The organism is Lentilactobacillus hilgardii (genome assembly GCF_009832765.1).
GTDB lineage: Bacteria > Bacillota > Bacilli > Lactobacillales > Lactobacillaceae > Lentilactobacillus > Lentilactobacillus hilgardii.
In genome coordinates this window covers 563,322-585,458 of sequence record NZ_CP047121.1, presented here as the reverse complement: position 1 = coordinate 585,458, position 22,137 = coordinate 563,322, and the positions used below count along the sequence as shown (strand labels likewise).

The 22,137-nt window shown below is 40.4% G+C and carries 20 protein-coding genes; 9 read left to right on the top strand and 11 right to left on the bottom strand.

All coding sequences use genetic code 11. The features are described 5' to 3' along the window. The first annotated feature begins 148 nt into the window (after window positions 1-148). Genes GQR93_RS02645 through GQR93_RS02635 form a run of 3 tightly spaced genes read left to right on the top strand, consistent with a single transcriptional unit; the run spans window position 149 to window position 4,755 of the window. The gene (locus GQR93_RS02645; RefSeq protein WP_003552088.1) at window positions 149-1,882 is read left to right on the top strand and encodes an ABC transporter ATP-binding protein; all 1,734 of its coding nucleotides are present in this window, start codon (window positions 149-151) and stop codon (window positions 1,880-1,882) included. After that, entirely contained in the window at window positions 1,882-3,780 is a 1,899-nt protein-coding gene (locus tag GQR93_RS02640; RefSeq protein WP_003552086.1) for an ABC transporter ATP-binding protein, read from the top strand. Before GQR93_RS02645 ends, GQR93_RS02640 begins: the two co-directional genes overlap by 1 nt. A gap of 15 nt (window positions 3,781-3,795) precedes the next feature. Then, complete coding sequence (locus GQR93_RS02635) at window positions 3,796-4,755, top strand: hypothetical protein (protein ID WP_003552084.1); 960 nt, start codon at window positions 3,796-3,798, stop codon at window positions 4,753-4,755. 194 nt (window positions 4,756-4,949) lie between these two features. Here GQR93_RS02635 and apf read toward each other — a convergent pair whose 3' ends face one another. The 3 genes from apf to GQR93_RS02620 all read right to left on the bottom strand — a co-directional run bounded on the left by apf (window position 4,950) and on the right by GQR93_RS02620 (window position 7,450). Further along, window positions 4,950-5,561, bottom strand: coding sequence for an aggregation-promoting factor (gene apf / locus GQR93_RS02630; RefSeq protein WP_446197585.1), 612 nt, complete (start codon window positions 5,559-5,561; stop codon window positions 4,950-4,952). Between the two features lie 365 nt (window positions 5,562-5,926). Next, window positions 5,927-6,481, bottom strand: a complete 555-nt coding sequence (locus GQR93_RS02625; RefSeq protein WP_003552080.1) for a GNAT family N-acetyltransferase — start codon at window positions 6,479-6,481, stop codon at window positions 5,927-5,929. Between the two features lie 66 nt (window positions 6,482-6,547). Next, window positions 6,548-7,450, bottom strand: a complete 903-nt coding sequence (locus tag GQR93_RS02620) for an IS982 family transposase (protein ID WP_138467835.1) — start codon at window positions 7,448-7,450, stop codon at window positions 6,548-6,550. A gap of 251 nt (window positions 7,451-7,701) precedes the next feature. Here GQR93_RS02620 and GQR93_RS02615 point away from each other — a divergent pair, with 251 nt between their 5' ends. Then, window positions 7,702-8,091: a hypothetical protein gene (locus tag GQR93_RS02615; RefSeq protein WP_003552078.1), complete on the top strand. Its 390-nt coding sequence runs from the start codon at window positions 7,702-7,704 to the stop codon at window positions 8,089-8,091. 144 nt (window positions 8,092-8,235) lie between these two features. On the opposite strand, the gene trxA is transcribed toward GQR93_RS02615, so the two are convergent. From trxA to GQR93_RS02595, 4 genes are all read right to left on the bottom strand, one after another. Beyond that, window positions 8,236-8,574, bottom strand: a complete 339-nt coding sequence (gene trxA / locus GQR93_RS02610; RefSeq protein WP_003552076.1) for a thioredoxin — start codon at window positions 8,572-8,574, stop codon at window positions 8,236-8,238. Then, a complete protein-coding gene (locus GQR93_RS02605; RefSeq protein ID WP_003552074.1) occupies window positions 8,549-9,310 on the bottom strand; it encodes a TerC family protein in 762 nt (253 codons plus the stop codon). The genes trxA and GQR93_RS02605 overlap by 26 nt, the downstream gene beginning before the upstream one ends. 117 nt (window positions 9,311-9,427) lie before the next feature. After that, window positions 9,428-10,042, bottom strand: a complete 615-nt coding sequence (locus GQR93_RS02600) for a glycoside hydrolase family 73 protein (RefSeq protein ID WP_003552072.1) — start codon at window positions 10,040-10,042, stop codon at window positions 9,428-9,430. A 59-nt stretch (window positions 10,043-10,101) separates the two neighbouring features. Beyond that, entirely contained in the window at window positions 10,102-11,085 is a 984-nt protein-coding gene (locus GQR93_RS02595; RefSeq protein ID WP_003552069.1) for a linear amide C-N hydrolase, read from the bottom strand. Between the two features lie 149 nt (window positions 11,086-11,234). Between GQR93_RS02595 and GQR93_RS02590 the strand changes: the two genes are divergently transcribed. The 3 genes from GQR93_RS02590 to GQR93_RS02580 all read left to right on the top strand — a co-directional run bounded on the left by GQR93_RS02590 (window position 11,235) and on the right by GQR93_RS02580 (window position 16,052). Then, entirely contained in the window at window positions 11,235-13,943 is a 2,709-nt protein-coding gene (locus GQR93_RS02590; RefSeq protein WP_003552067.1) for an MMPL family transporter, read from the top strand. 338 nt (window positions 13,944-14,281) lie between these two features. Next, entirely contained in the window at window positions 14,282-14,749 is a 468-nt protein-coding gene (locus tag GQR93_RS02585) for a C40 family peptidase (protein WP_159298635.1), read from the top strand. A 193-nt stretch (window positions 14,750-14,942) separates the two neighbouring features. After that, window positions 14,943-16,052, top strand: coding sequence for an acyltransferase family protein (locus GQR93_RS02580; RefSeq protein ID WP_003552063.1), 1,110 nt, complete (start codon window positions 14,943-14,945; stop codon window positions 16,050-16,052). 64 nt (window positions 16,053-16,116) lie between these two features. Here GQR93_RS02580 and GQR93_RS02575 read toward each other — a convergent pair whose 3' ends face one another. Both GQR93_RS02575 and GQR93_RS02570 read right to left on the bottom strand, forming a co-directional pair. Further along, window positions 16,117-16,551 (bottom strand): GNAT family N-acetyltransferase, encoded by a 435-nt coding sequence (locus GQR93_RS02575; protein ID WP_003552062.1) that lies wholly within the window; start codon window positions 16,549-16,551, stop codon window positions 16,117-16,119. A gap of 14 nt (window positions 16,552-16,565) precedes the next feature. Beyond that, window positions 16,566-17,228, bottom strand: a complete 663-nt coding sequence (locus GQR93_RS02570; RefSeq protein ID WP_003552059.1) for a histidine phosphatase family protein — start codon at window positions 17,226-17,228, stop codon at window positions 16,566-16,568. Window positions 17,229-17,592: 364 nt separating this feature from the next. Here GQR93_RS02570 and GQR93_RS02565 point away from each other — a divergent pair, with 364 nt between their 5' ends. After that, a complete protein-coding gene (locus GQR93_RS02565; protein WP_003552057.1) occupies window positions 17,593-19,731 on the top strand; it encodes an LTA synthase family protein in 2,139 nt (712 codons plus the stop codon). 22 nt (window positions 19,732-19,753) lie between these two features. Here the strand turns inward: GQR93_RS02565 and GQR93_RS02560 are convergent, their stop codons facing one another. Then, on the bottom strand, window positions 19,754-20,050 hold the full coding sequence (locus tag GQR93_RS02560; protein ID WP_147605454.1) for a hypothetical protein: 297 nt from the start codon (window positions 20,048-20,050) through the stop codon (window positions 19,754-19,756). A gap of 116 nt (window positions 20,051-20,166) precedes the next feature. Between GQR93_RS02560 and GQR93_RS02555 the strand changes: the two genes are divergently transcribed. Next, window positions 20,167-20,952, top strand: coding sequence for a potassium channel family protein (locus tag GQR93_RS02555; protein ID WP_003552054.1), 786 nt, complete (start codon window positions 20,167-20,169; stop codon window positions 20,950-20,952). 156 nt (window positions 20,953-21,108) lie between these two features. On the opposite strand, the gene GQR93_RS02550 is transcribed toward GQR93_RS02555, so the two are convergent. Then, complete coding sequence (locus tag GQR93_RS02550) at window positions 21,109-22,107, bottom strand: NAD(P)/FAD-dependent oxidoreductase (RefSeq protein ID WP_003552052.1); 999 nt, start codon at window positions 22,105-22,107, stop codon at window positions 21,109-21,111. Window positions 22,108-22,137 lie beyond the last annotated feature (30 nt).

Here is a 22,137-nt window from a genome sequence, read left to right as displayed (position 1 = left end):
CACACACTTGTTAATTATATTGACAAAAGCATAAGAACAGTTAACATTAGTACAAAGAAAGCTTCCATTTTTTCTGATTTGGTGTAAACTAACGGGTGTTTGTTAATTATTTTTTTCGCACTTTGGAAACTCGAAAGGGGCATTACTATTGTTAAAAATCGCTAAGGGACGAATTTCCTATCTTGCAGTCCTTGGGGCTGTCTTTTTTATGGCTATCCAAGTGATCGCCAACCTAAATCTCCCCAGCCTAACTTCAGATATCGTTAATAACGGTGTTGCTACCGGTAATATTAGCTATATCTGGCAAGTCGGCTTCAAAATGGTTGGTTTTTCATTGCTCAGTATTGCAGCAGCCGTCTGCAATGTTTTTTTAGCTGCAACAACGTCCCAGAAACTCGGGAAAAATCTTAGAAGTGATATTTATCGCAAGGTTATCAATTTCTCAAATGATGAATACGATCAAATTGAAACTTCTTCGCTCATTACCCGAACGACTAATGACGTGGTTCAAATTCAAAACGTCGGTATCATCATGTTGAGAATGATGTTGATGGCACCGATCATGTTAATTGGTGCCAGTTTCCTGGCATACACAAAAGATCACCAATTAACAACCGTTTTCTTGGTTGTTCTACCAATCATGGCACTTTTTATTGGTTTTCTACTATATTTTGCTGTGCCGATGTTTCGAGCCATGCAGACCAAAACCGATAAGATCAACCGAATCTTCCGTGAGGGACTAACCGGCGTCCGGGTTATCCGCGCCTTTCGGCAAGATCAATTTGAACAGAATCGTTTCGAAGATGCCAACAAAGACTACACACAAAACGCAATCAACGTCAACGTTTTAATGGCACTCGCGTTTCCGGTTATGACGATGATCATGAGTGGTACCAACATCGCCATTATCTGGTTTGGTGCCAAATTAATCGGTGCCCAGTCAATGCAGGTTGGTAATTTAATAGCTTTCATGACATACGCGATGCAAATTCTCATGAGCTTTATGATGATGTCAATGGTCTTCATTTTCATTCCACGGGCTCAAGCATCAGCCAAACGTATTCAAGAAGTTCTAAACCTGCATTCATCTCTTAAAGTTCAAGATCATCCAGTTGACGTAGATGTCAAAGCACCTAAACATACCTTAAAATTCGATCATGTCACCTACCGTTACCGAAATGCCGAGCTGCCCGCTTTAACCGATATTGACTTCGAAGCTAAAAGTGGTCAAACGGTCGCCATCATCGGTGGAACCGGCTCTGGGAAAACATCTTTAATTAATTTGATTCCCCGATTTTATGACGTCGAATCCGGTCAGGTTGAACTGGACGGTGTCAACGTTAATCATATGGCACTTGATAAGCTTCATGAAGCAGTGTCATTGGTTCCTCAAAAGGCAACCCTTTTCACCGGAACGCTTCGGGACAACATGCGATATGGTAAGGATGACGCAACAGACGATGACATTTGGCATGCTTTGGAGATTGCCAGGGCAAAAGATTTCGTAAAAGCCTACCCTGAAGGTCTTGATTTGCATGTCGAACAAGGTGGCGGCAACTTTTCCGGCGGTCAACGTCAGCGATTGGCAATTGCCAGGGCACTGGTTAAACAATCCGCCGTCTATATTTTTGATGATTCATTTTCAGCACTCGATTTCAAAACCGATGCAGACTTGCGGGCTGCTTTGCGAAAAGACACCCATATCCAACAAAGTATCACCGTGATCGTTGCGCAACGAATCGCAACGGTTGCCGATGCCGATCTTATTTTGGTACTGGACAATGGCAAGCTGGTCGGCAAAGGCACACACGATGACCTTCGGAAGACAAACAAAGTCTATCAAGAAATTATCAAGTCTCAAATCAGAGAGGAGGATAAATAATGGCCCAAAAAGACGAATCCAACACTTCATCGCAACCAACTCGTGGGCCCGGTGGCGGTCATGGTCCCGGTGGTCCACGTGGCGTTGTTGAAAAGCCAAAGAATTTCTGGAAAACAACAGCTCGCCTCATGCATTACATGTCCGACCGGATTGTCGGCTTGATTCTGGTTCTGATTTTTGCGATTACCAGTGTTATCTTCCAAATTAGAACACCTAAGATTCTTGGTCAGGCAACCACGGAAATTTATAAGGGCGTCATGAAAGGATCTGCGCAGCAAAAGGCCGGGTTTAACATTGGCAATCTGCCGATCAATTTTGATAAAATTGTTCACATTATTATTATCGTTGCCTTGATGTACCTGGCTTCCGCAATCTTTAGTTATCTGCAGCAATTTATCATGACGCTGATTTCTCAGAAAACTGTTTATCGATTGCGAAAACAAATGAAACAAAAAATGCGCCTTGTTCCTATTAAATACTACGATACCCACAGTAATGGTGATATTATGAGTCGGGCCGTAAACGATATGGATAATATCGCCAGTACCCTTCAGCAAAGCCTTACTCAAGCAGTCACCAGTTTGGTAACCTTCATTGGGACACTCTGGATGATGTTTTCAATCAGTTGGAAATTAACGCTGATTGCTTTTGTCACCATTCCATTAAGTATTGTGGTCGTCGGCATTGTCGCACCAAAGTCTCAAAAATACTTTGCGGCACAACAAAAGAGTCTTGGACTGCTTAATAACCAGGTCGAGGAAAATTATGCCGGACAATTAGTTCTCAAAAGTTTCAATAAAGAAAAAGACACCATTGATAAATTTGAAGAACAAAATGACAAGTATTATCAATCAGCTTGGAAAGCCCAGTTCATTTCAGGCATCATCATGCCCCTTATGATCTTTATGAACAACATCGGCTATGTTTTTGTCGCCATTATCGGTGGTATCCAGGTTGCCAACGGCAGTATTACACTTGGTAATGTTCAAGCATTCCTCCAATATACCAACCAATTTTCCCAACCGATCTCTCAGTTGGCTAACTTAATGAATACGATTCAGTCAACGATTGCTTCTGCTGAACGGGTATTTGATGTCATTGATGAAGAAGAAATGAAAAACACTCATCAAAACCGTCCGGTTGAGAAGGGAACAGATAACATTGTGTCCTTGGAACACGTTCAATTTGGTTATGAAGAAAGCGACCTTTTACTAACCGATTACAACCTGCAGGTTAAACAAGGCCAACAGGTCGCCATTGTCGGACCGACAGGTGCAGGCAAGACAACCATCATTAACCTTTTGGAGCGCTTCTACGATGTCTCAGGCGGCTCAATTCGCCTCAAGGGTGTTGACACCAGGGATATTGACCGGGAAAAATTAAGATCTCATTTTGCAATGGTTCTTCAGGATACTTGGCTGTTTACCGGTACCATCTATGACAACATTAAATACGGACGTGAAGATGCCACACACGACGACATCATTGAAGCCGCAAAAGCTGCCCACGTCGACGAATTTGTCAGAAAATTACCGGATGGTTACGACACCGTTTTAAACGAAGCAGCTTCAAATATCTCTCAAGGACAACGTCAACTGGTTACGATTGCCCGTGCTTTTGTCGCCAACCCGGAAATCCTTATCCTAGATGAAGCAACCAGCTCTGTCGATACGCGAACCGAGGTCCAAATTCAGCATGCAATGAGCGAATTGTTAAAGAATCGAACCAGTTTTGTGGTCGCCCATCGACTTTCAACGATTCAAAATGCTGACAACATTATTGTCATGAACCACGGCTCAGTTGTTGAAACCGGAACCCACAATGAATTATTGGCAAAGAACGGTTTCTACGCCGATCTGTATAACAGTCAATTTTCAGACAACGTGTCATTTAACTAGGAAGGAGACAACAACGTGAAAAAAATATTTGGACTTGGTTTTGCGGCTGTTCTTCTAACCTTAGGGCTTGCTGGCTGCGGCCGACCAAGCTTATCAGTTAACCATCATCAACTGCAACCTGATGGGCTTGGCGCAGTTATTAAAGGCCAAAGTCGTCATCAAACCATCGACTATCGAATTGATAATGGCAAGAAGCGAACCGAAAAGACACACAATGGCAGCTTTGCACTGACGATTCCCAGCAAGGCAACTAATCAAAAAGTTGTTTTATCTGCAGATGACACCCATCAAACTGTCAAAATCGAAAAAGCTGATCCACTAATAACCTATTCCTCCCTTCAGTCAACATATAATCAGGCAATAACTGCAACCGCTCTTTCAAAAGCTGATCAGAAAAAAGCAATGGTTCTGCAAAAACAAGGTGCAAAACTAAAGCAACAGCAACAAGCCATTGAAAAGGCTGTTGCTGCCGCTAAGAAAAAGCTTGCTTCCGGTGACGCCAGCGCTGCCGGTGACTTGAAAACGCAGGCAGCCAAAGGGAATGCTTTAAAAGCCCAGGCAGCCAACCTGCAAGCCACAGGTACAGAAGTCACTCAAGCGATGAAAAAGGCCAAGAATCGGGTTAAAGATCAATTGCTCCCTACTCAATCACCAAATGGTATCCACAATTTAATCGAGACAAAAGATGTGACGATTCGGACCAATACAGATCAGAATCAAGTTGTTGGAATTGCGCTAATGGTTCCCGTCTCCGCCATGAAGAATAAAACCGATGCCAAGAAATTTGCGATTTCATTCTCTGTTTTAGCAAACAGTACCGGTGCTGATGCCAAGAAATTAATGAAAGATTTCAAGAAACAAACGAAATCAAGTAAAACCAGTAAGACTACCAATAAGGCACTTCGATCAAATGGTGTCGATTTTCGAATTGGTTATTCAACAACCACACTTTATATCTACATCACCAAGCAGTAAGTGAACTTAAACTTAACAGTGACAAGCGGCCGGGACAATTATTATCCCGACCGCTTTTTATCGTAACGCCTCATCAACCCAAACTGAGCATGCCAAGATTGATTCTAATTTTCATAACAGACAAAAAAAGATCCATCACATTTGTGATAGACCATTTTCATTTAATTTAAATCACTTGTCTGGTACTTTTTATTTTAGTACCAGCCGTTTGCCTGCCAGAATGACTTGGCAGCTGACCATGAACCGTAACGATTTGCTACGTATTGATTAGCAACCTTTTCCTGATTGGCAGCTGAATAGTCACCGTTAAGGTAAGATGCACTTAATTGATACTTACCAACATATTGGCCATTTCGTGCTGAATATGAACCGCCTGATTCGTGGGATGCAATCCAAGATTTTGCTGAATTGCTGTCAGTTGCACCCGTATTGGCAGATGCTGAATAAGTTGAGCCTGCATTATTAGTAGTTGCAGCGTTACTTTGAGTAGTTGATTGAGTTGCTTGTTTGTATTGTGGCTGGCTGTAAGAAGCAGTCTGAGAAGTCGATTGCGTGGTTGAAGATGCTTGACTACCATCTGGAATATTAATCTTTTCACCAGCAATAATCACACTGGAATTACTCAAATTATTTGCCTGATTGATTGCCTCGACTGAGACATTATATTTTTGTGATAGTCCCCATACTGTATCTCCGGATTGAATAGTAACAACTGTTGCTGCTGATGCATATGAAAATCCTGCGAAAAATAATCCAACGGCTGCTGCTGAGGTTGCGAGAATCATAGATAATACTTTTTTCAAAATTACACACTCCTATAGAATACTTGTGTCTGTGACTAGAATTTGCTGACCTCATCGATCAACAATGCATAGTCTATCCCATTGGTGTGACAAACAAATAACACCAGTATTAAGCTTCACGTGAAGTGTGTAAATCATGTAACGGTATAGTAATTTTTGTTAAACACTTATTTATGGAAGTTGCGCTCAAACAGTCATACAAAAGTCATTACGGCACTTTTTTTAAGAGCACGAATATTTCAATTCACTTGTTTTTCAATAGTAAATAACTGTTTTTTCTCCAATTTTTTAAAAGAATAATCCAAAATAACCCATTTTTAACAATATTTCATTAAAAAAATGGCCCTTTCAGACCATTTCGGGTGAACTTATTGTTCAGCTCGTCGAACCCCATAAAATTCTTCAGGATAATAAATCTTGCCACTTCGCTTAAACAGCCCGCCATCGGTCAATGGCTTGATCAAATTAGCATTAATATTGATCGGCATAGTTGAGAAAATGTTAAAGTTCTCTGCGGCAACATATCCTAAATCATAAAAGAAATCGGTATTATCAATCGCACTAACTGCTGGATACCCTGCAAGTTGTGCGCGATTTTCAAGCTCATACACCATTGCTTGACCGACACCTTGATCCCGATACTGTTTTGGTACACTCACTTCGACGATTGATACAATCCGGTGAGAATGGTTTGAAGAGCGAATCGTCACGGGAATCATCAATGCATGCCCAATAACTTGGTGATCATGATCCTTGGCAACAACCTCAAACTCAGATTGATAATCACTATAAGTGCGTAGTCGATCTACCATATCAACTTCGTCACCGTCAGTATTGGTTTCCTGATTTGTATAACTTTCGGCAATAATGGCTCTGATATCTGAGTATTCTTCTCTTTGGGCTGTTTCAATTGAAAATTTCACGACTAATCTCCACTCTTTCTATATAATGTAACTAACTAACGCGTTGTGCTAGTTATGAAATATTGGTTAGTAATGGCCAAGTCTTAACCCGCTTTTGCCAGCGGCGAGTTGTTCATGAACTCGAATCGTGTGCCACAGTAACAGCGCTTCTAAGCGGCTCTCCAAGCCGGACATGGTTCGAATTCCCGGGTGTTCAAAGTGGCCCACCGTATCTAAATTATTAAAATTGGTTTCAATATGCCGACGTTGATTTTTCAAAAATCCGGTATCGACCGTTGTCTGGGCAGCCATGTTCTTGCGCAAGGGCGTCCAAAGATGAATGCCAAAGGTGGTGGCCAACCGATCTTTTAATGGTTGGCTTAAATAACCGCCATCGGCTAAGACCTGTCGCGCGGGCGCGGTTAATAAGAGTTCTTCCGCGGCTTTTCGATCATCAAGGGACGCCGGCGTCAGTTCCCAGGCCAGAAAGTAGCCTTGGTTGGCCATCACGGCATGTAACTTAAAGCCATAGTAATAGGTCTGTTTGGTGGCATTATAGCCTTTGTTGGCGAAACCGGTTAAAACCTTGGCCTGATTGCTTCGACGAGTAGCTGCCAAAGTAATCGGCGCACTATCAATGATTTCATAGGTAACGGGTGGGACCCACTGTCTCAATAAAGTGACCCGCATGAATTTCATTATTAATACTAAATCTCGACAACGCCGGTTATACCGGGAGCGTTCAGGGACAGTAATTCCCCAGCTAACCAATTTTTGATGAAAATAGGTTTCGGAACCGTCCCGTTCTTCAATCCGCATTAACATGCAGGCCAGGATAATGACATCATCGGCTTTCAGCTGGCGGTAATTTGGCCGGAAACGAATAGCCGGATTAATGGTTTCATAAATCGGTTCAATAATTTCGATAAAATGTTGAAATTTAGCTTGAATTGGATTGGTTTTTACGATAACTTTGAGGAGGCCTCGCATAACAGTTCCTTCTTTCTGGTTTAGTCACCTAAGAAGTTACCGCGTATGCGGGGCTTTGGGTTGCTTAAAGCTCAAAAAACTAATTCAATTGTTACGAATGTGACACAACTAGCACAACGCGTTAACTATTAAACTTGTTAAACTCAAAATGATGCCTAACATGAAAAGTTGTCAGTTCATGGCAACTTTTATACACTAATATCAGTATAAAGGATAACAGTATTAAAAAACAATGAGAAAGTTGGTTTATTATGTCTACAAAAGTAAAATTTTCGCTTATTAGTCTAATTGGTTATCTTATATTCGCAACAGCAGCTTTCACCCTTGGATTTCTCGATCCAAATCGAATCGGACTTCAATGGAGTATTTTTTGGTATATTGCTGCTGCTTTAATTACTTATTATCTATGGTTTAAGAATGTTGTTTATAAACGAGTGATGTATTATGCCCGCCAATTGAAATTGACAAAAAATGATTTGCAAAAATTTCTTCCTAATCTAAAAAAGAGTCAGGATATCCCTGACCCACAACGAAAAAATTATTTCGCACCAATTTTTAATTTTCCTTTGCAAGGACTGGATGTGCTGGATAAAGAATTAGCTAAAGAAGCTAAAGAAAAAGGGATTAAGCCTTTTAAATAAAGAGGCCTTATACTCCGGGTGCTAATCGCTTTGTTCCGCACACTGTTCTAGGACTGCTCCTCAAAGCAATGTTCTGCATGTAAGGGATTCTTTTCAAAAATCCAAATCCGGGATTCCCGAAAAGAACGCCTTACACTCCGAACATTAATCGCTTTGTTCCGCACACTGTTCTTTAATCTTCTTATTAAAATAGTTGGCTAATTTTTCTTTTGGATAAACGCCCGAGACCTTTTCGGTTGCTTTACCATCTTTAAAGATGACCAAACTGGGTACGCTTAGGACATGATACTGCTCAGCAACATCCTGGTTGCCATCCACGTTCATTCGCCCAAAATGAATTTGATCGCCGTATTCTTTTTCCAAGTCAGCCAAAATGGGATCCAAGATTTTGCAGGGACCACACCATGGTGCCCAAAAATCGATTACCGTTAGTTTATTATTGGTTTCAGATTGAAGGTTATTCTTCGTTATCTCCACGCTCATCAGATTTCTTTCGATCCTTTCGTACATAATGAATGATTAACGTAATAATCACAGCAGCAATGACAATAACACCAAATAGCGGCGCTGGAATCTCGATATCAATCATTGGGATTGACAACAACAGCTTCAAAGCAATAATGCCAATCAGAACGTAAGCCATCGGTTGCAATTCGGGAATTTTGCTCATTAATTTCATGATAACCTCAGCAACGCCCCGCATTGCTAAAATCCCGATCATCCCACCAATTAAAACAATGACCGGATTAGGCGAAATAGCTAAAGAGGCCAATACCGAATCAACAGAGAACACCACATCCATGAATTCAATTTGGAGAACCACTGACCAAAATAGTGAAATGCGGTGTTTCTTTTGATTAGCCAGTTTTTTAGTTCGAACAACTTTTGTTTTTCGGAAAAAGGAATAAACCAGATAAATCAGATACAAAGATCCAATAACTTTAATTTCCCAAAAATGGATCAGGTAGGTTCCAAGCCCAATGATCAGGAATCTGAACAAGTAGGCGCCCCACAGTCCGTAGAACAGCGATTTTTCCCGCTGAACTTTCGTAGGTAAAGCTTGTGTTTGTGCGGCTAATACCACTGCATTATCCACTGAAAGCAAACATTCAATGGTCACCAATGATAAGATGATCAACCAATCACTTCCACTGGTAATAACCGTACTCCAATTATGTGCATCAAAAAACGGGCCGTATAAGTTTAAAACCCAATCCAACAATTTGGCAATTCCTCCTCATTTTTCAAGCTCTCAGCTCATTAAATGATGAGCCTCAATACTCTCCGCTTCATAGATTATATTATTTTTTGGGTAACGGCAATAGCCAACTTCAAATTAATTGTCATTGAGCGCTTTCAAATCATAACGTCCCAATTTATATTTCACAATTAGACGATTCAATTTCTGGGCATAATGTGGATCAGTCGCATACCCATTCTTCTGTAATAATCGCGTTGTCTTCCGATAGCTAAGAAGATTCTTCTGTCTAACAAATTTTCGATGAACCAACTGATTATGATCCATAATAGCTGCCTGTAAATTCGGATACTTTCGAAACCTGGCTAACACGCTAATTGTCTTTCCTTTTTCAACTTCATGAGTGTAAAACGTCATCGATTGCCCCTGATAACTCCCTTTAATACCAAACGGATTCTTCGCTAATTTATAAAGTTCAGACGTTCCATATTGAGACTCCAGGATTGCTTGAGCAATGACAACGCTGGGGAGAACAACCCGATTTTTCTCAAAATTAATGACTGCCGGAGTCGAAATTTTGTTTATAAATTTGTTTCTTTGCTTAATCGTGATGTGTCTCTGATTGGATTGCGTCACTCTGGGAATCTGAGTTTCATTTTCAAGATGCCTGTGATTTCTCACAATAACTCCGGTCAAAATAACCGTAACCGTCACTAACAATAAAAGAAAGGCCCACCAAATTTTTTTGCGCAACTGCTGCTCATCTCACTTTGATTAGTCATTTTTTAGCTTAGGGTGCTAACCGCTTTGACTCACACACTTATTTCTCTAAAGTCCACTCGATCATCCACCTGGAAGAAGATTGGTTCCGTTTGACGAATTAAGTCGTCAGTCAGTTGAATTTTAATAACCGATTTTGCGTGGTATGGCTGATAGTAGTAGTTTCGGCTTTCACAGCATACCGCAGCCCGATAAACAGAATACGTCGGCTGATGAGCCGAACTCTTTGGCACATTAACAGAATCCAACAAATGCCAACAATTATCAAAGGCTTCGATTTCATTTTCGGGTAAATCAATCCGCTCTTTTAAATAGGCCGCCCTTATAAACCGTGAGCCCGGTGTATATGAACCGGGTGGTGTTGATTTGCCGGAAACATTTCCCGTTGTAACCCGTGGTGTATTTAAAGGAACAGTCTGGCTTTTAAAAGCATCCGTAAAGTCCACATACTTTTCCAATTTATTAATTTGTCGGTCAAAATGATTACTGTTTGTCAGTACACCAAGCGGGTTTTCAATAACTTCAATCGGGTGTGTGACCGGTTCAATCACAACAATCCGCCCGGTTGGATCACAAGCCGCGAAATGCAGTTCACTATGACCGTATTTCATCAAACTATGTTTGTCGGCCATCAACTCAATTTCATCTATATGATCAATTATATCTTGAACAGATTTGTAATTGGATAATAGGTAAAAAGAAAGTTCAAATGGTGCTAAATGAATTCTACCTTCGGTTGGCTCTTCCACCAACTGACTGCCATTTGTAAACGTCAATTTTTGAACGGCCAACCCAAACTCATTCACCCCGTCTGATGCATCAATTCGGCGATCGTGTCTGCCGCCGGAACCAAGCAACGCATATTTAGTCACATATTCATGGTCATCAAAAACCGAATGCCAATGATATTGACGCGGGCAAAACATTGGTCGAGCGCCCAATCGCGGCCAGTCCATTGTTCTGGCTAAGACATGTGTCCCATCCATTTGGCCAATTTGTAAAATGCTAGTACACATCGAAAAAATCTCCTATTCGTTATATATTTGGTATAAATTGCACCCAGTCTGCCATTTGCTATCGCAACGCGTCTCATAAAATGGTAAAATTTTATTAACTGGGAAATTAATCCCGGATATTTTTGAGTACATATACAGGGGACAGTTAAATGAAAGTTACAATTTCTAAACTACACAAGAATCGGGTATTCACGCTGTTAGTATGGCTGATAATTGTCTTTATTGCAATCATTTCCGCTCCAAGCATAACTAACACCTTACAATCATACAGCCAGCCAACTTTTAGTGCTAAATCACAGCCTGAACAGGCAGCTAAGCTTCGTAATCAATGGGGTTATCAGCTAGGAAATTCGGCCACTATTAATATTGTCTATGAAAACCCTGGCGGAAAATTAACCACCAAGCAAAAGAACACTATTCAAACAACCGCTGACAAACTTAAAGAACATCAATCTTTTTACAGCATCAAACGAATTGTAACACCCGATACAAACGTGTCCGGTCAAGCCCAAATGCTTTCAAAAGACGGTTCAACCCAAGTCGTCTCACTTGATATCGATGCTAAAAATGATTTACGAATTTTAACCAGTGAATTAACCAATCAAGTAAAAGTCAACGGATTAAAATCCTACGTTACCAGTCCGGAAATTATTCGGGACGTTAATAATCAAAAAACCGCTCAAATCACAAATTTGATTCTCATCACGCTGTTTATTGCATCTATTTTGATTGTTGGCATTTATTTTCGTGCTGTTCTTGCATCAGTCATTTCATTTATCGTTCTATTTACGTCATTTGTAACTTCCTATAGCCTTTCACTGAATTTAGCAAAGCATTTCAATTGGGCTTTTTCACAATACGTCCCCCTGGAAATTGGCCTTGCAACATTGGTTTTGGGAACTATTTGGAATATCTATATCTATCGTAAACTTAAAAGTGTCCTGGCTGTCCAGCGGGAAGCCAGGGCTGCCACTAAACAAACAATTCAGGGGTTACGTTTTCCAATCATTATGGTTGGTGGTACCCTGACAATTTTATTTGCTCTATGCGGCTTTATTAATTTTAATGAAATCCAGTCATTGTGGGCACTCGCAGTGACCTATCCCGTTTTGGTTCTGGCAGTAACCACACTAAATGCCGTATTTACTGCTGCATTAGGAGAAAGTATTTTTTGGCCGTCTAGTACGCCAAAAGCTGCCATGAAGTCCCATTATTGGAAAACCGCCACTGAATTTTCGCTTTGGCAGCCAATTGCCGGCTTTTTGATCGTCCTATACATTACCTTGCCATTTATTTATTTTTATCATAACAGTTTGAATTTCTCCCCAATAACCAATCTAACGGAAACTAATCAAGCCGTTAAAGGTGCTCACGTCCTTCAAGCACACTTTAATGAGGGAAAACCAACACCTGTTACTGTCTATCTAAAATCCAAACAGCCTCTGAATAATGAAAAAGACCTACAAAGCCTTGATCAGCTGACCACCAAATTACAACATACCCAGGGCGTAAAAAATGTTTATTCATTAACTCAACCCGGTGGTATGCCAATTGATAAATATTATGTTTCAAATCAGCTTGAATCAATCGGTTTAAGTTCCAAGGAAGCCACGGGGCAATTATCCCAAGCTTCCGACAGCCTCCAGTCCAACACTTCCAAGCTTGACCTAAACTCATTGAAACGTCAGGTTAAACAACTGTCATCAATGGTCTCCAAGAGTAATCAAATTGTCCAAGACAGCAGTAACTTGGCTTCGCAGGTAAATAGTGCTGCAGCCAATTCAAGTGTCTCGGTTCAACGGGGTGCGTCAAAGCGTGTCCGCCAATATCAGCAGCAGATCAATCAGTTAAACCAATCCCTTCAATCTGTCTCTTCTGGCATTAGCCAACTGGCAACCGAAGGAAAGGTCATTCAAAATTACGGACAAAACAGCTACAATAATTTACAAGCCTATAGTCAACAAATCAGTCAGATTAAGCAGCAACTCAAAAAGGTTAATCAGCAAGTCACATCTTCGACCTCCCAGCTCAATGGCATTTATGACTACCTGAACGGCCTTCAAAAGTCCGGCGGTGCCAATGTCTACTACATTACAAAGGCTCAACTGGCTGACACCGATTTTCAACAGACACTATTAAACTACGCTGGTAAGAATAAGAAGTTGACAATGTTACAGGTCGTCTTCAAAAATGCACCTTCCAGTAAATCAAATATCCACCAGGTTAATCGGCTGAAGCAACAGATCAACCTTCAATTAAGGGGAACATCCCTTTCTAACGCAACAGTTGCAATGACCGGTGAACCAGTTACTCAATCAATTATTCAATCTAAAATGACTCACCACTTTGCGTCACTATTAGCCATTCTGGTATTAGGTATTCTGCTTGCTGTCTTTATTCTGAGTCGCGCTATTCTTCAGCCGCTTTACTGGACCGTCGCATTTGTCATGTCAGCTTTAACGGGATTCCAACTAACTTATTTAACAATGCATTTTGTCGCCAGTGTTAAACAGTTCGACTGGCAAGTCCCAGTGATCACCGCAACTATTTTAGCTGCTTTTGGTGCCTGGCAGATCATTGCGCTGGGGTTATCCTATCGATACACGGAATTATCATTGCTTGATTGGATTCGCCCGACAATGGCTAGTTATGGACAGATTGTCCGTTATATTTTGCTGGTTGTCGTTGCATTGGCAATTGCACTCACTTTTGGCGCATCCCTGGCAATGATCGAAATTGCTTTAATTGTCATCTACACAGCATGCGTCTTTTATCTGGTTCTGCCAATGATTGTATCTTCTCTGGGAAAACTGGCTGTCACATTGCCGAACAAAAAGAATATTTTAAAAAACAAATAGTGATTTGAACTAAGTTAATGCTGAATGATCTCGAAAAATTGTTCACAAATTGTAACATTACTCGACTCAAGGCTTGAAATACTTAGTAAAATTACAGTAAATTGCTTCGAATTTAACTAGATTACCTCAAAACGTCTGAATTATTTCAGACGTTTTTAATTTGTCCGGATAACTAGATTGCCGCCAGAGTAACAGTCTCAGCTGCAAAGGGCAACCGATTGTACACAATGTTTCATCACGACATTTTCCTTAACTGCATTGAAAATTGTTTGTCACAGTCCTGCAACAAATTATTGGTAGGATTATATTTGTAAATTGATAGGGAGTTGTTAAAAATTATGAAAGTACATAAACAAATCGTTTTAGTTCTAGTTGCATTCTTCACATTATTAACTGCAGGTTTCACAACTGCTCAAGCTGCAAAAGCTGATGATCCATCTTATTCAACACTTTATAGCGTTGCAAAGCAAAATCTTGGTAAGCCATATGTATGGGGTGCTACTGGTCCTTCATCATTTGATTGTTCAGGATTTACAAGTTACGTTTATAAAAAAGGTGCAGGCGTTTCACTTCCAAGAACTGCCCAAGCTCAATACAATGCCGAAAAGAAAGTTTCTTACAGCAATCTTGAAAAAGGTGACTTGGTATTCTTCGGTGGCAGTGCCGTTTCAATTTCACACGTTGGCCTCTACGTTGGTAATGGAAAAATGATCGATGCTCAAAACCGAGGTGTCATCACTGAAAATGTCAAAGCACCATGGTGGCATTATGTCGGTGGCGTTCATGTTACTGACCTTGATGACTAATCATTCAATACCAAACATATTATTCAATTAAAATTTTAAACACATAATAACAACTTAATATCTATTTCAAAAGAAAGACCGGCATAAAAGATGCTGGCCTTTCTTTTTGGCTTATTGCCAATTCAACCTTGTCATTGCTTACCCTTAACTACTAAAATAGATTCAAACATCATTTTTAGCGAGGAATTTAACCATGGAAGAAACGACTCAAGTTACCGATATTGGTGATTATCTAAAATTGTTTGCGTGTACGGCTGTTATGTTACAAACCATCCTTATGTTTGTTCTAACGACTATCCCTTCCGCAACTAATCAAATTGGTATTGGTATGACATACAACTTAATCAAGTTTACGGCACCGGCCTTTATATTTGGCATCCTATACACGACTGCCCGCAAAACAATCGCAACTCCTATCACCTACAGACATTACTTAAAACAACAATGGCACAGTTTATTTATTCCGACTATTCTATGGACGACCATTTATCTATTTATCACGCCGGAACTTCAACAGGGACATCATTATCACAATATTAGTTCGCTTATTTGGCAATTTATTAACGGTAATGCTGCTCCTCATCTTTGGTACAACACAATGATGCTGCAGTTTATTCTTTTAATGCCGTTAATGTGGCTGATAGGCCGCTGGTGCGGTTCGAATTCACGTCGCGGCTCACTTACTGCTATTGTATCAATCGCTGGTTATTTGCTTTGGATCTCGTTTTATGACACTGAAGTTTTCCACGGTCCGCACATGATGAATTGGTACCTGCTGGATCGCCTCTTCTTAAGTTTTTTTATCTATGGTGTGTTAGGTGTTCTGGCATGGCAATACCGAAAAACAGTGAACAGGTTTTTTCGGGCATGGTGGCCAATCGTTTGCCTTATCTTTCTGGGAAGCTTCTACTGGATCAACCATGAATTATTTGAATTCGGTCTTCCCGTTAAATTAACGAATGCCCCTTACTATAAACCATCAATGATTCTTTATGACTTGTCTGTCATCAGCTTGATTTCAACCTTGGGAATCTTTCAAATTGATAATCACTCAACTATTAATAAAGTCATTCATATTCTGGCCGAATTTGCCTATAAAGCCTTCTTATCGAATGTTTTTTGGTCTTACCTGCTCTGGTATGTATTCGGCAAAAATCTGGTTATTAATCACCTGCTTATCGGGGCACTTGTCTTATATACGGGCACTTGGTTACTATCGTTTGGATCCGCCTTTGCCATTCACTTGTGTTGGCAAAAATTTTGCCTATATACTCGATCTTATAATCCCCGTACAATAAATTAAGCGTGGTCAAGATTTTCTCTTGAACCACGCCTTTATACTATCCTTTGTAATTTGGTTTAACCGCTTAGTTTCGCACACTCTTTTTCATATTCACGTGCTTAATACCGACTTCCATAAATGGGTCGCCATATTGCTTGAATCCCAGCGTTTCATACAGTCCCTTTGCCGTTTCCTGTGCACCAAGATAAAAATTAGTTTCACCTTTATATTTTGGATCATTCAGGATGGCTTCCAGCAACTGTTTGGCAAATCCTTTATGACGATACATCTTTAATGTAGCAACCCTTTGAATATGCACACCCTCACCGGTCACAGTGGCTCTGGCAGTTGCCACCGGCCGATGTTGGTCGTAAGCTACATAATGAGTTGCATCACCGTCCGTCCCATCAAATTCAAGTGTTTCATCAATTCCCTGCTCTTTAACAAAGACCGATTTTCGAATTGCTTGGGCATCTTGGTAAACCCGGTTTAATTGATTAGTTTTCTTTACTTCTACCATTTTCTCCACTCATATTAAGACTGCACATTATAATCCGTAACAGTGACATCATCCCCGTCAAACTGTAGCTTGGTCAAGCTACCATTGGCCGGTCGTTCCGTAACGTCAAACTGTCCATCACCGAATCGTTCAACTAAACTTAACAAGGTATTTCCATGGCTGATTAACAAAACGTTGTCGCCATCTTTAATCGTTGGATTGTTCTTAATTAATGCCAATCCCTGGTCAAGACGCTGCCAATATTCTTCATTATTCTCAGCCTGATGGAACGGATCTGCTTCTTTTAAATAGTCTTTGGCTTTTCCAATCGAATATTTTTCAACAATTGATTTAAATGTTGGAAGCCCATGTGGCGCACCTGCCAGATACCAAGCCTGATCCATATCATTACCTTCAAAATAGCCATAGAACTCCTCACGGAAAAATGGTGAGGTTGTAGGTTGCTTAACATCCGATGCAACATTACGTTTCAAAATCTCTTTTGTTGTTTCCTCTGCTCGTGTCGTATCACTGCAATATGCGGCAACAAATTTAACATTCCTCAGTTTCTCACCCGTATCAACAGCGTTTTGAATACCCTTCTTGGTTAATGGTGAGTTACTCCAACCTTGAAGTTTATTATAGATATTAAAATAGGTTTGCCCATGACGAACCATATACAAAGTAAATTTAGTCATGCTTACACATCCTTTGCCTTTGATACCCTAAGTATAACAATTTATCAGTTAAACGAGGATAGAATTTTGTTGAAGGTGATACAGCGTACTTGATGCGGGACTGCTCCTCTAAGCTGTACCGCTTTGATACGCACACTATCTTAGGACTGCTCCTCTAAGCAGCACCACTCCATATAAGGGATCAATTCGAAAAATCCAAATGCAGGATTCCCCCAATTGACGCCTTATACTCCGGGTGCTAACCGCTTTGATACGCACACTATCTTAAATCTTTAACTTTCCGCCAAATTATTCTCCCCACCCTTTTTTCTTTACATTTATCTGATACTATAAAACAAGTATGTATTATCGAAGGAGCCGCGTCTTGAAATATGTTAATTCAATCCTTGCAAAATGCAGTACCCGCAAAGGATTTCTCTTATTACTTGTCATTTGTTTCTGGGTAAAGACGATGTTTGCCTACTTTGTCGATTTCCGACTGGGCATCACCAATCCCTTTCAATTTTTTATTGTTCTCATCAATCCACTGGCAACTACTGGACTGCTACTGGGAATCGCCCTTTATTTTAAGAAAAGTCGTATTTTCTACCCGGTTGCCATTATTATTTCAATCTTAAATACGGTTTTACTGTATTTAAACGTTATCTATTTTCGGGAATTCACCGACTTTATGACCGTCAGCACCATGACCGGCTATTCTAAAGTCAATCAGGGACTAAGTGGCAGTTCCTTAGCCCTCACAAATTTCCATGACTTTATTTACTGGATTGATCTAGTTGTAATTATTATTTTAATGGTCACTAAAAAAATCAAAATCGATCATCGTCCGCTTAATCGTCGCATCGGTTTGGCGGTCACTTCATTTTCATTGTTATTTTTTGCAGTCAATCTCTCACTTGGAGAAATGGATCGTCCCCAACTTTTAACCCGAACGTTCGACCGTACCTATATTGTTAAGTACCTTGGCTTGGATGCTTTTACAGTTTATGACGGCATTAAGTCCCAGCACACCAATGATTTACGGGCAACAGCTACTAAATCGGAGTTGGGAGACGTCTTGAAGTTCACCCGTGCTCACTATGCAAAGCCTAATAAAAAGTACTACGGTATTGCAAAGGGGAAAAACGTGATTATTCTTCATCTGGAAAGTTTCCAACAGTTCCTCATTGGTAAAAAGGTTAATGGTCAAGAAGTAACACCGTTCCTAAATAAACTTTACAAGAGTCAATCCTCCTATTCATTTAGAAACTTCTTCCACCAAGTCGGCCAAGGCAAGACCTCCGATGCCGAAAACATGCTCGAAACAAGCACTTATGGCCTTCCTCAGGGATCATTGTTTGCTCAGCTCGGCAGTGATAACACATTCCAAGCCGCACCGGCAATTTTGAAACAACGACGAGATTACACAAGCGCCGTCTTTCATGGAAATGTTGCCAGCTTCTGGAACCGAAACAATGTGTATAAAGAAATGGGTTATCAATATTTCTTCGATGCCAGCTATTACGACACATCGGGTGACCGTTCAATGGGCTACGGCTTAAAGGATAAATTATTGTTTAGAGATTCTGTTAAATATCTCCAGAATCTACAGCAGCCTTTTTATGCAAAATATATTACTGTTACCAATCACTTCCCTTATGATTTGGATAAAGAAGATACGCGATTTAAGACCACCAATACCGGAGACGATGTCGTTGACAATTACTTTGTGACTGCGCATTATCTTGATCAATCAATTCACGAATTTTACAGATATCTCAAAAAGACAGGATTGCTAAAACATTCCTTAATCTTGCTTTATGGCGATCATTACGGCATCTCTGATTCTGAAAATAAAAACCTGGCAAAGGCTTTGGGAAAGAACCCTGATGATTGGGACGACTATGATAATGCTCAGCTGCAGCGAGTGCCACTGATCATTAACATTCCCGGGATGAAACATGGATATGTCTCCAATAAGTATGCCGGTGAAATTGATGTTTTACCAACTTTAATGCACTTGCTGGGTATTAGTACAAAACGCTATGTCCAATTTGGCACGGATGTTTTCTCCAAACACCATGATCAAGTTGTAGCATTCAGAAACCAAGATTGGGTTAGCCCTGCATTTACTTCTGTCAGTGGTGATATTTATTCAAATAAAACCGGGCAATTGTTGAAATTGACTAAGCGGCAGCAAAAGCAGGTTGATAAGGACAAGGAACGTGTCGACAAAGAGTTATCCTTATCAGATTCATTAAACGAAAAGAATTTGTTGCGTTTCTATCATCCGAAGGGATTTGAAACTGTTGATCCACGTAAATACAATTACGCCAACGGTTATCAAAAGGAAAAATTAATAGCTAAGAAACGCGGCAAGAAATCAACAAGCCTTTATTCAGAACAGGGAAATACCTTCAAAGACTACTTCACAGACGCACCGGAAATCCATCATAAATCAACTGATTCCAACCGAATCAAGATTACGAACCCGGATGCAAGTAATAATGATAGTAGCAGGTAAAAAAGTGTGCGGAGCTAAGCGGTTAGTACCCGGAATATAAGGCGTCAATTTGGGAAATCCCGAATTTGGATTTTTCAAGTTGATCCCTTATATGGAGTGGTACTGCTTTGAGTAGCAGTCCTAGAAAAAGTGTGCGGATCAAAGCGGTTAACGTTCGAAGTGTAAGGCGTTCATTTCGGAAATCCCGGGGTTGGATTTTTGAAATGGATCCCTTGAACGTTGCTTTGAGTAGCAGCCCTAAGATAGTGTGCGAAGCTAAGCGGTTAGTACCCGGAATATAAGGCGTCAATTTGGGAAATCCCGAATTTGGATTTTTCAAGTTGATCCCTTATATGGAGCGGTACTGCTTAGAGGAGCAGTCCTAAGATAGTGTGCGAATCCAAGCACTTAGTACTCACAGTAATGATAATCCTAAACAAACGGGGATGAGGTATCGTGAAAAAACAGAACCAACAAACTGAGTGGGGCAGAATTCTACTGTACAACATTTTAGTTGTACTGTTAGCACTGGCTTCATTTGCACTTGTTGTTTTGGCAGTTACCAACATCATTACTTTAAAACATGGTGTTTATCGCATCATTTTCTCATTAATTTGGATTTTCTTCTTAATTGATTACCTGATTCGTTTTAAGCTCGCAAAGTCAAAAAAAGATTTTTTAATTTCAAACTTATTTGATTTAATTGCGTTAATTCCTTCACATCCAATATTTGCACTTTTCCGAATAGCAAGAATATTTACCATTGTCCGCGAATATAATCTGCTGTGGAAATTGGGATGGACCGGAAAGTTTACTAATGGCCTTCACCGCTTCCTTTATGATACTGGGTTCATTTACCTGTTTTCGATTAGTTTGGTGATCCTGATCGGCAGCTCTTTGGTGTTTGCCTCGTTTGAGCATGTTTCACTTCAAGAAGCCCTATGGTGGGCAATTACAACTGCGACAACGGTTGGTTATGGTGATGAAACGCCTCATACTGCAGGTGGAAAGATCGTTGCTTCACTTCTAATGCTTGGCGGAATCGGTTTTCTTGGTTTATTAACCTCAACAATTACCGGATTCTTCACTAATCAAGACGCTGAAGACGAACGGGATAAATCTTTAAAACACCTCACCAGGCAGGTTGAACATCTGTCAAAACAAGTCACACAAATGCAAAAAACATTGCAGGAGCAAACTGGTCAGCCTAAGCCGATAGTAAAAAAGAAAAAACGAAAATGACTTAAAATTGTTCAAAATCAACTTATGATCTTTAGACGCACATTGGTCTGAATAATAATGCCGATTTGGCCAACGCAAAACAAAGGACCGTTAGAAAGGAAATTTCCTCATTCTAACGGTCCTTTTTGTTAATAATAATCCACGTCAAACATCGATTTACGATTTATGCATTGCCGTACTATGCAATGGTCCCCTTCTATCCGGATAAAGTGCCTGCATAATTGCATTCACTGCAACCGGTGCTTCACCAAAAGCTGTCGAAATCAGTGGTTCCTTGCCTTCATACTTGGAAACATCCCCAATCGCAAATACATTTTCCAAATTTGTTTGACCATTCGGCCGAACGTTAATCGTGCCCCGCTTGATTTCGGGATGAACCTCCCATGCATTTAGCGCATCATCCTGCGCAATAAATCCATAATTAACAACAATTTTATCAACTGTCAACTCGGTAAACTCTTCAGACTTCATTTTCTTTGCCTTAATAACGACTTGTCCATTATCAGTTTTGGTGAGTTGTTTAATCAAGTAAGGTGTCACGGTTTCGATTGATGACGCCTTTAATTGATCAACACTGTGTTCCATCGCCCGGAATTTATCCCGTCTATGCAACAGAAACACTTTTTTTGCGACTTGTTCCAATAGTAACGCTTCATCAATTGCCGAGTCACCGCCCCCGGCTACTAAAATTGTTTGATTTTTGAATTGGTTCAGGTTTTTGACACTGTAAAATAAATGTTGCCCTTCAAAATCAGCACTGTTCTCAACAGCCAGTTTACGGGGATTAAAAGCCCCCACCCCAGTCGCAATAATAATCGCTTTGGTGAATGTCGTTTCCTGATTTGTGATGAGTTGATAACCGTTAGTCGTTTTTTTGATATCATTAACGGTCTGATTCAATTTAACGTCCGTCTCAACCGTTTTAAGCTGTTCTTCAAGTTGTTCAACCAAGTTCCTTGCCTTGATCATAGGGTAGCCAGCAACGTCTAAGATCGTCTTCTCCGGGTATAATGCACTGGCTTGGCCACCAAGTTCGGTTAGGCTTTCAATAAGTTGCACTTTAGCATTCCTAAGGCCAGCGTAAAACCCGGCAAACATTCCCGCCGGGCCTCCTCCAATAATGGTAATATCATAAGTTGCATTATCTGAAACCATTTGTTTACTTCCTCCTAATACCGTCAGGTT

Coding starts and splice junctions, on each gene's coding strand:
- GQR93_RS02640 (WP_003552086.1), top strand. CDS start 1,882: ATGGCCCAAAAAGACGAATCCAACACTTCATCGCAACCAACTCGTGGG.
- GQR93_RS02620 (WP_138467835.1), bottom strand. CDS start 7,450: ATGCGAGGCCTCCTCAAAGTTATCGTAAAAACCAATCCAATTCAAGCT.
- GQR93_RS02615 (WP_003552078.1), top strand. CDS start 7,702: ATGTCTACAAAAGTAAAATTTTCGCTTATTAGTCTAATTGGTTATCTT.
- trxA (WP_003552076.1), bottom strand. CDS start 8,574: ATGAGCGTGGAGATAACGAAGAATAACCTTCAATCTGAAACCAATAAT.
- GQR93_RS02595 (WP_003552069.1), bottom strand. CDS start 11,085: ATGTGTACTAGCATTTTACAAATTGGCCAAATGGATGGGACACATGTC.
- GQR93_RS02590 (WP_003552067.1), top strand. CDS start 11,235: ATGAAAGTTACAATTTCTAAACTACACAAGAATCGGGTATTCACGCTG.
- GQR93_RS02585 (WP_159298635.1), top strand. CDS start 14,282: ATGAAAGTACATAAACAAATCGTTTTAGTTCTAGTTGCATTCTTCACA.
- GQR93_RS02580 (WP_003552063.1), top strand. CDS start 14,943: ATGGAAGAAACGACTCAAGTTACCGATATTGGTGATTATCTAAAATTG.
- GQR93_RS02575 (WP_003552062.1), bottom strand. CDS start 16,551: ATGGTAGAAGTAAAGAAAACTAATCAATTAAACCGGGTTTACCAAGAT.
- GQR93_RS02570 (WP_003552059.1), bottom strand. CDS start 17,228: ATGACTAAATTTACTTTGTATATGGTTCGTCATGGGCAAACCTATTTT.
- GQR93_RS02550 (WP_003552052.1), bottom strand. CDS start 22,107: ATGGTTTCAGATAATGCAACTTATGATATTACCATTATTGGAGGAGGC.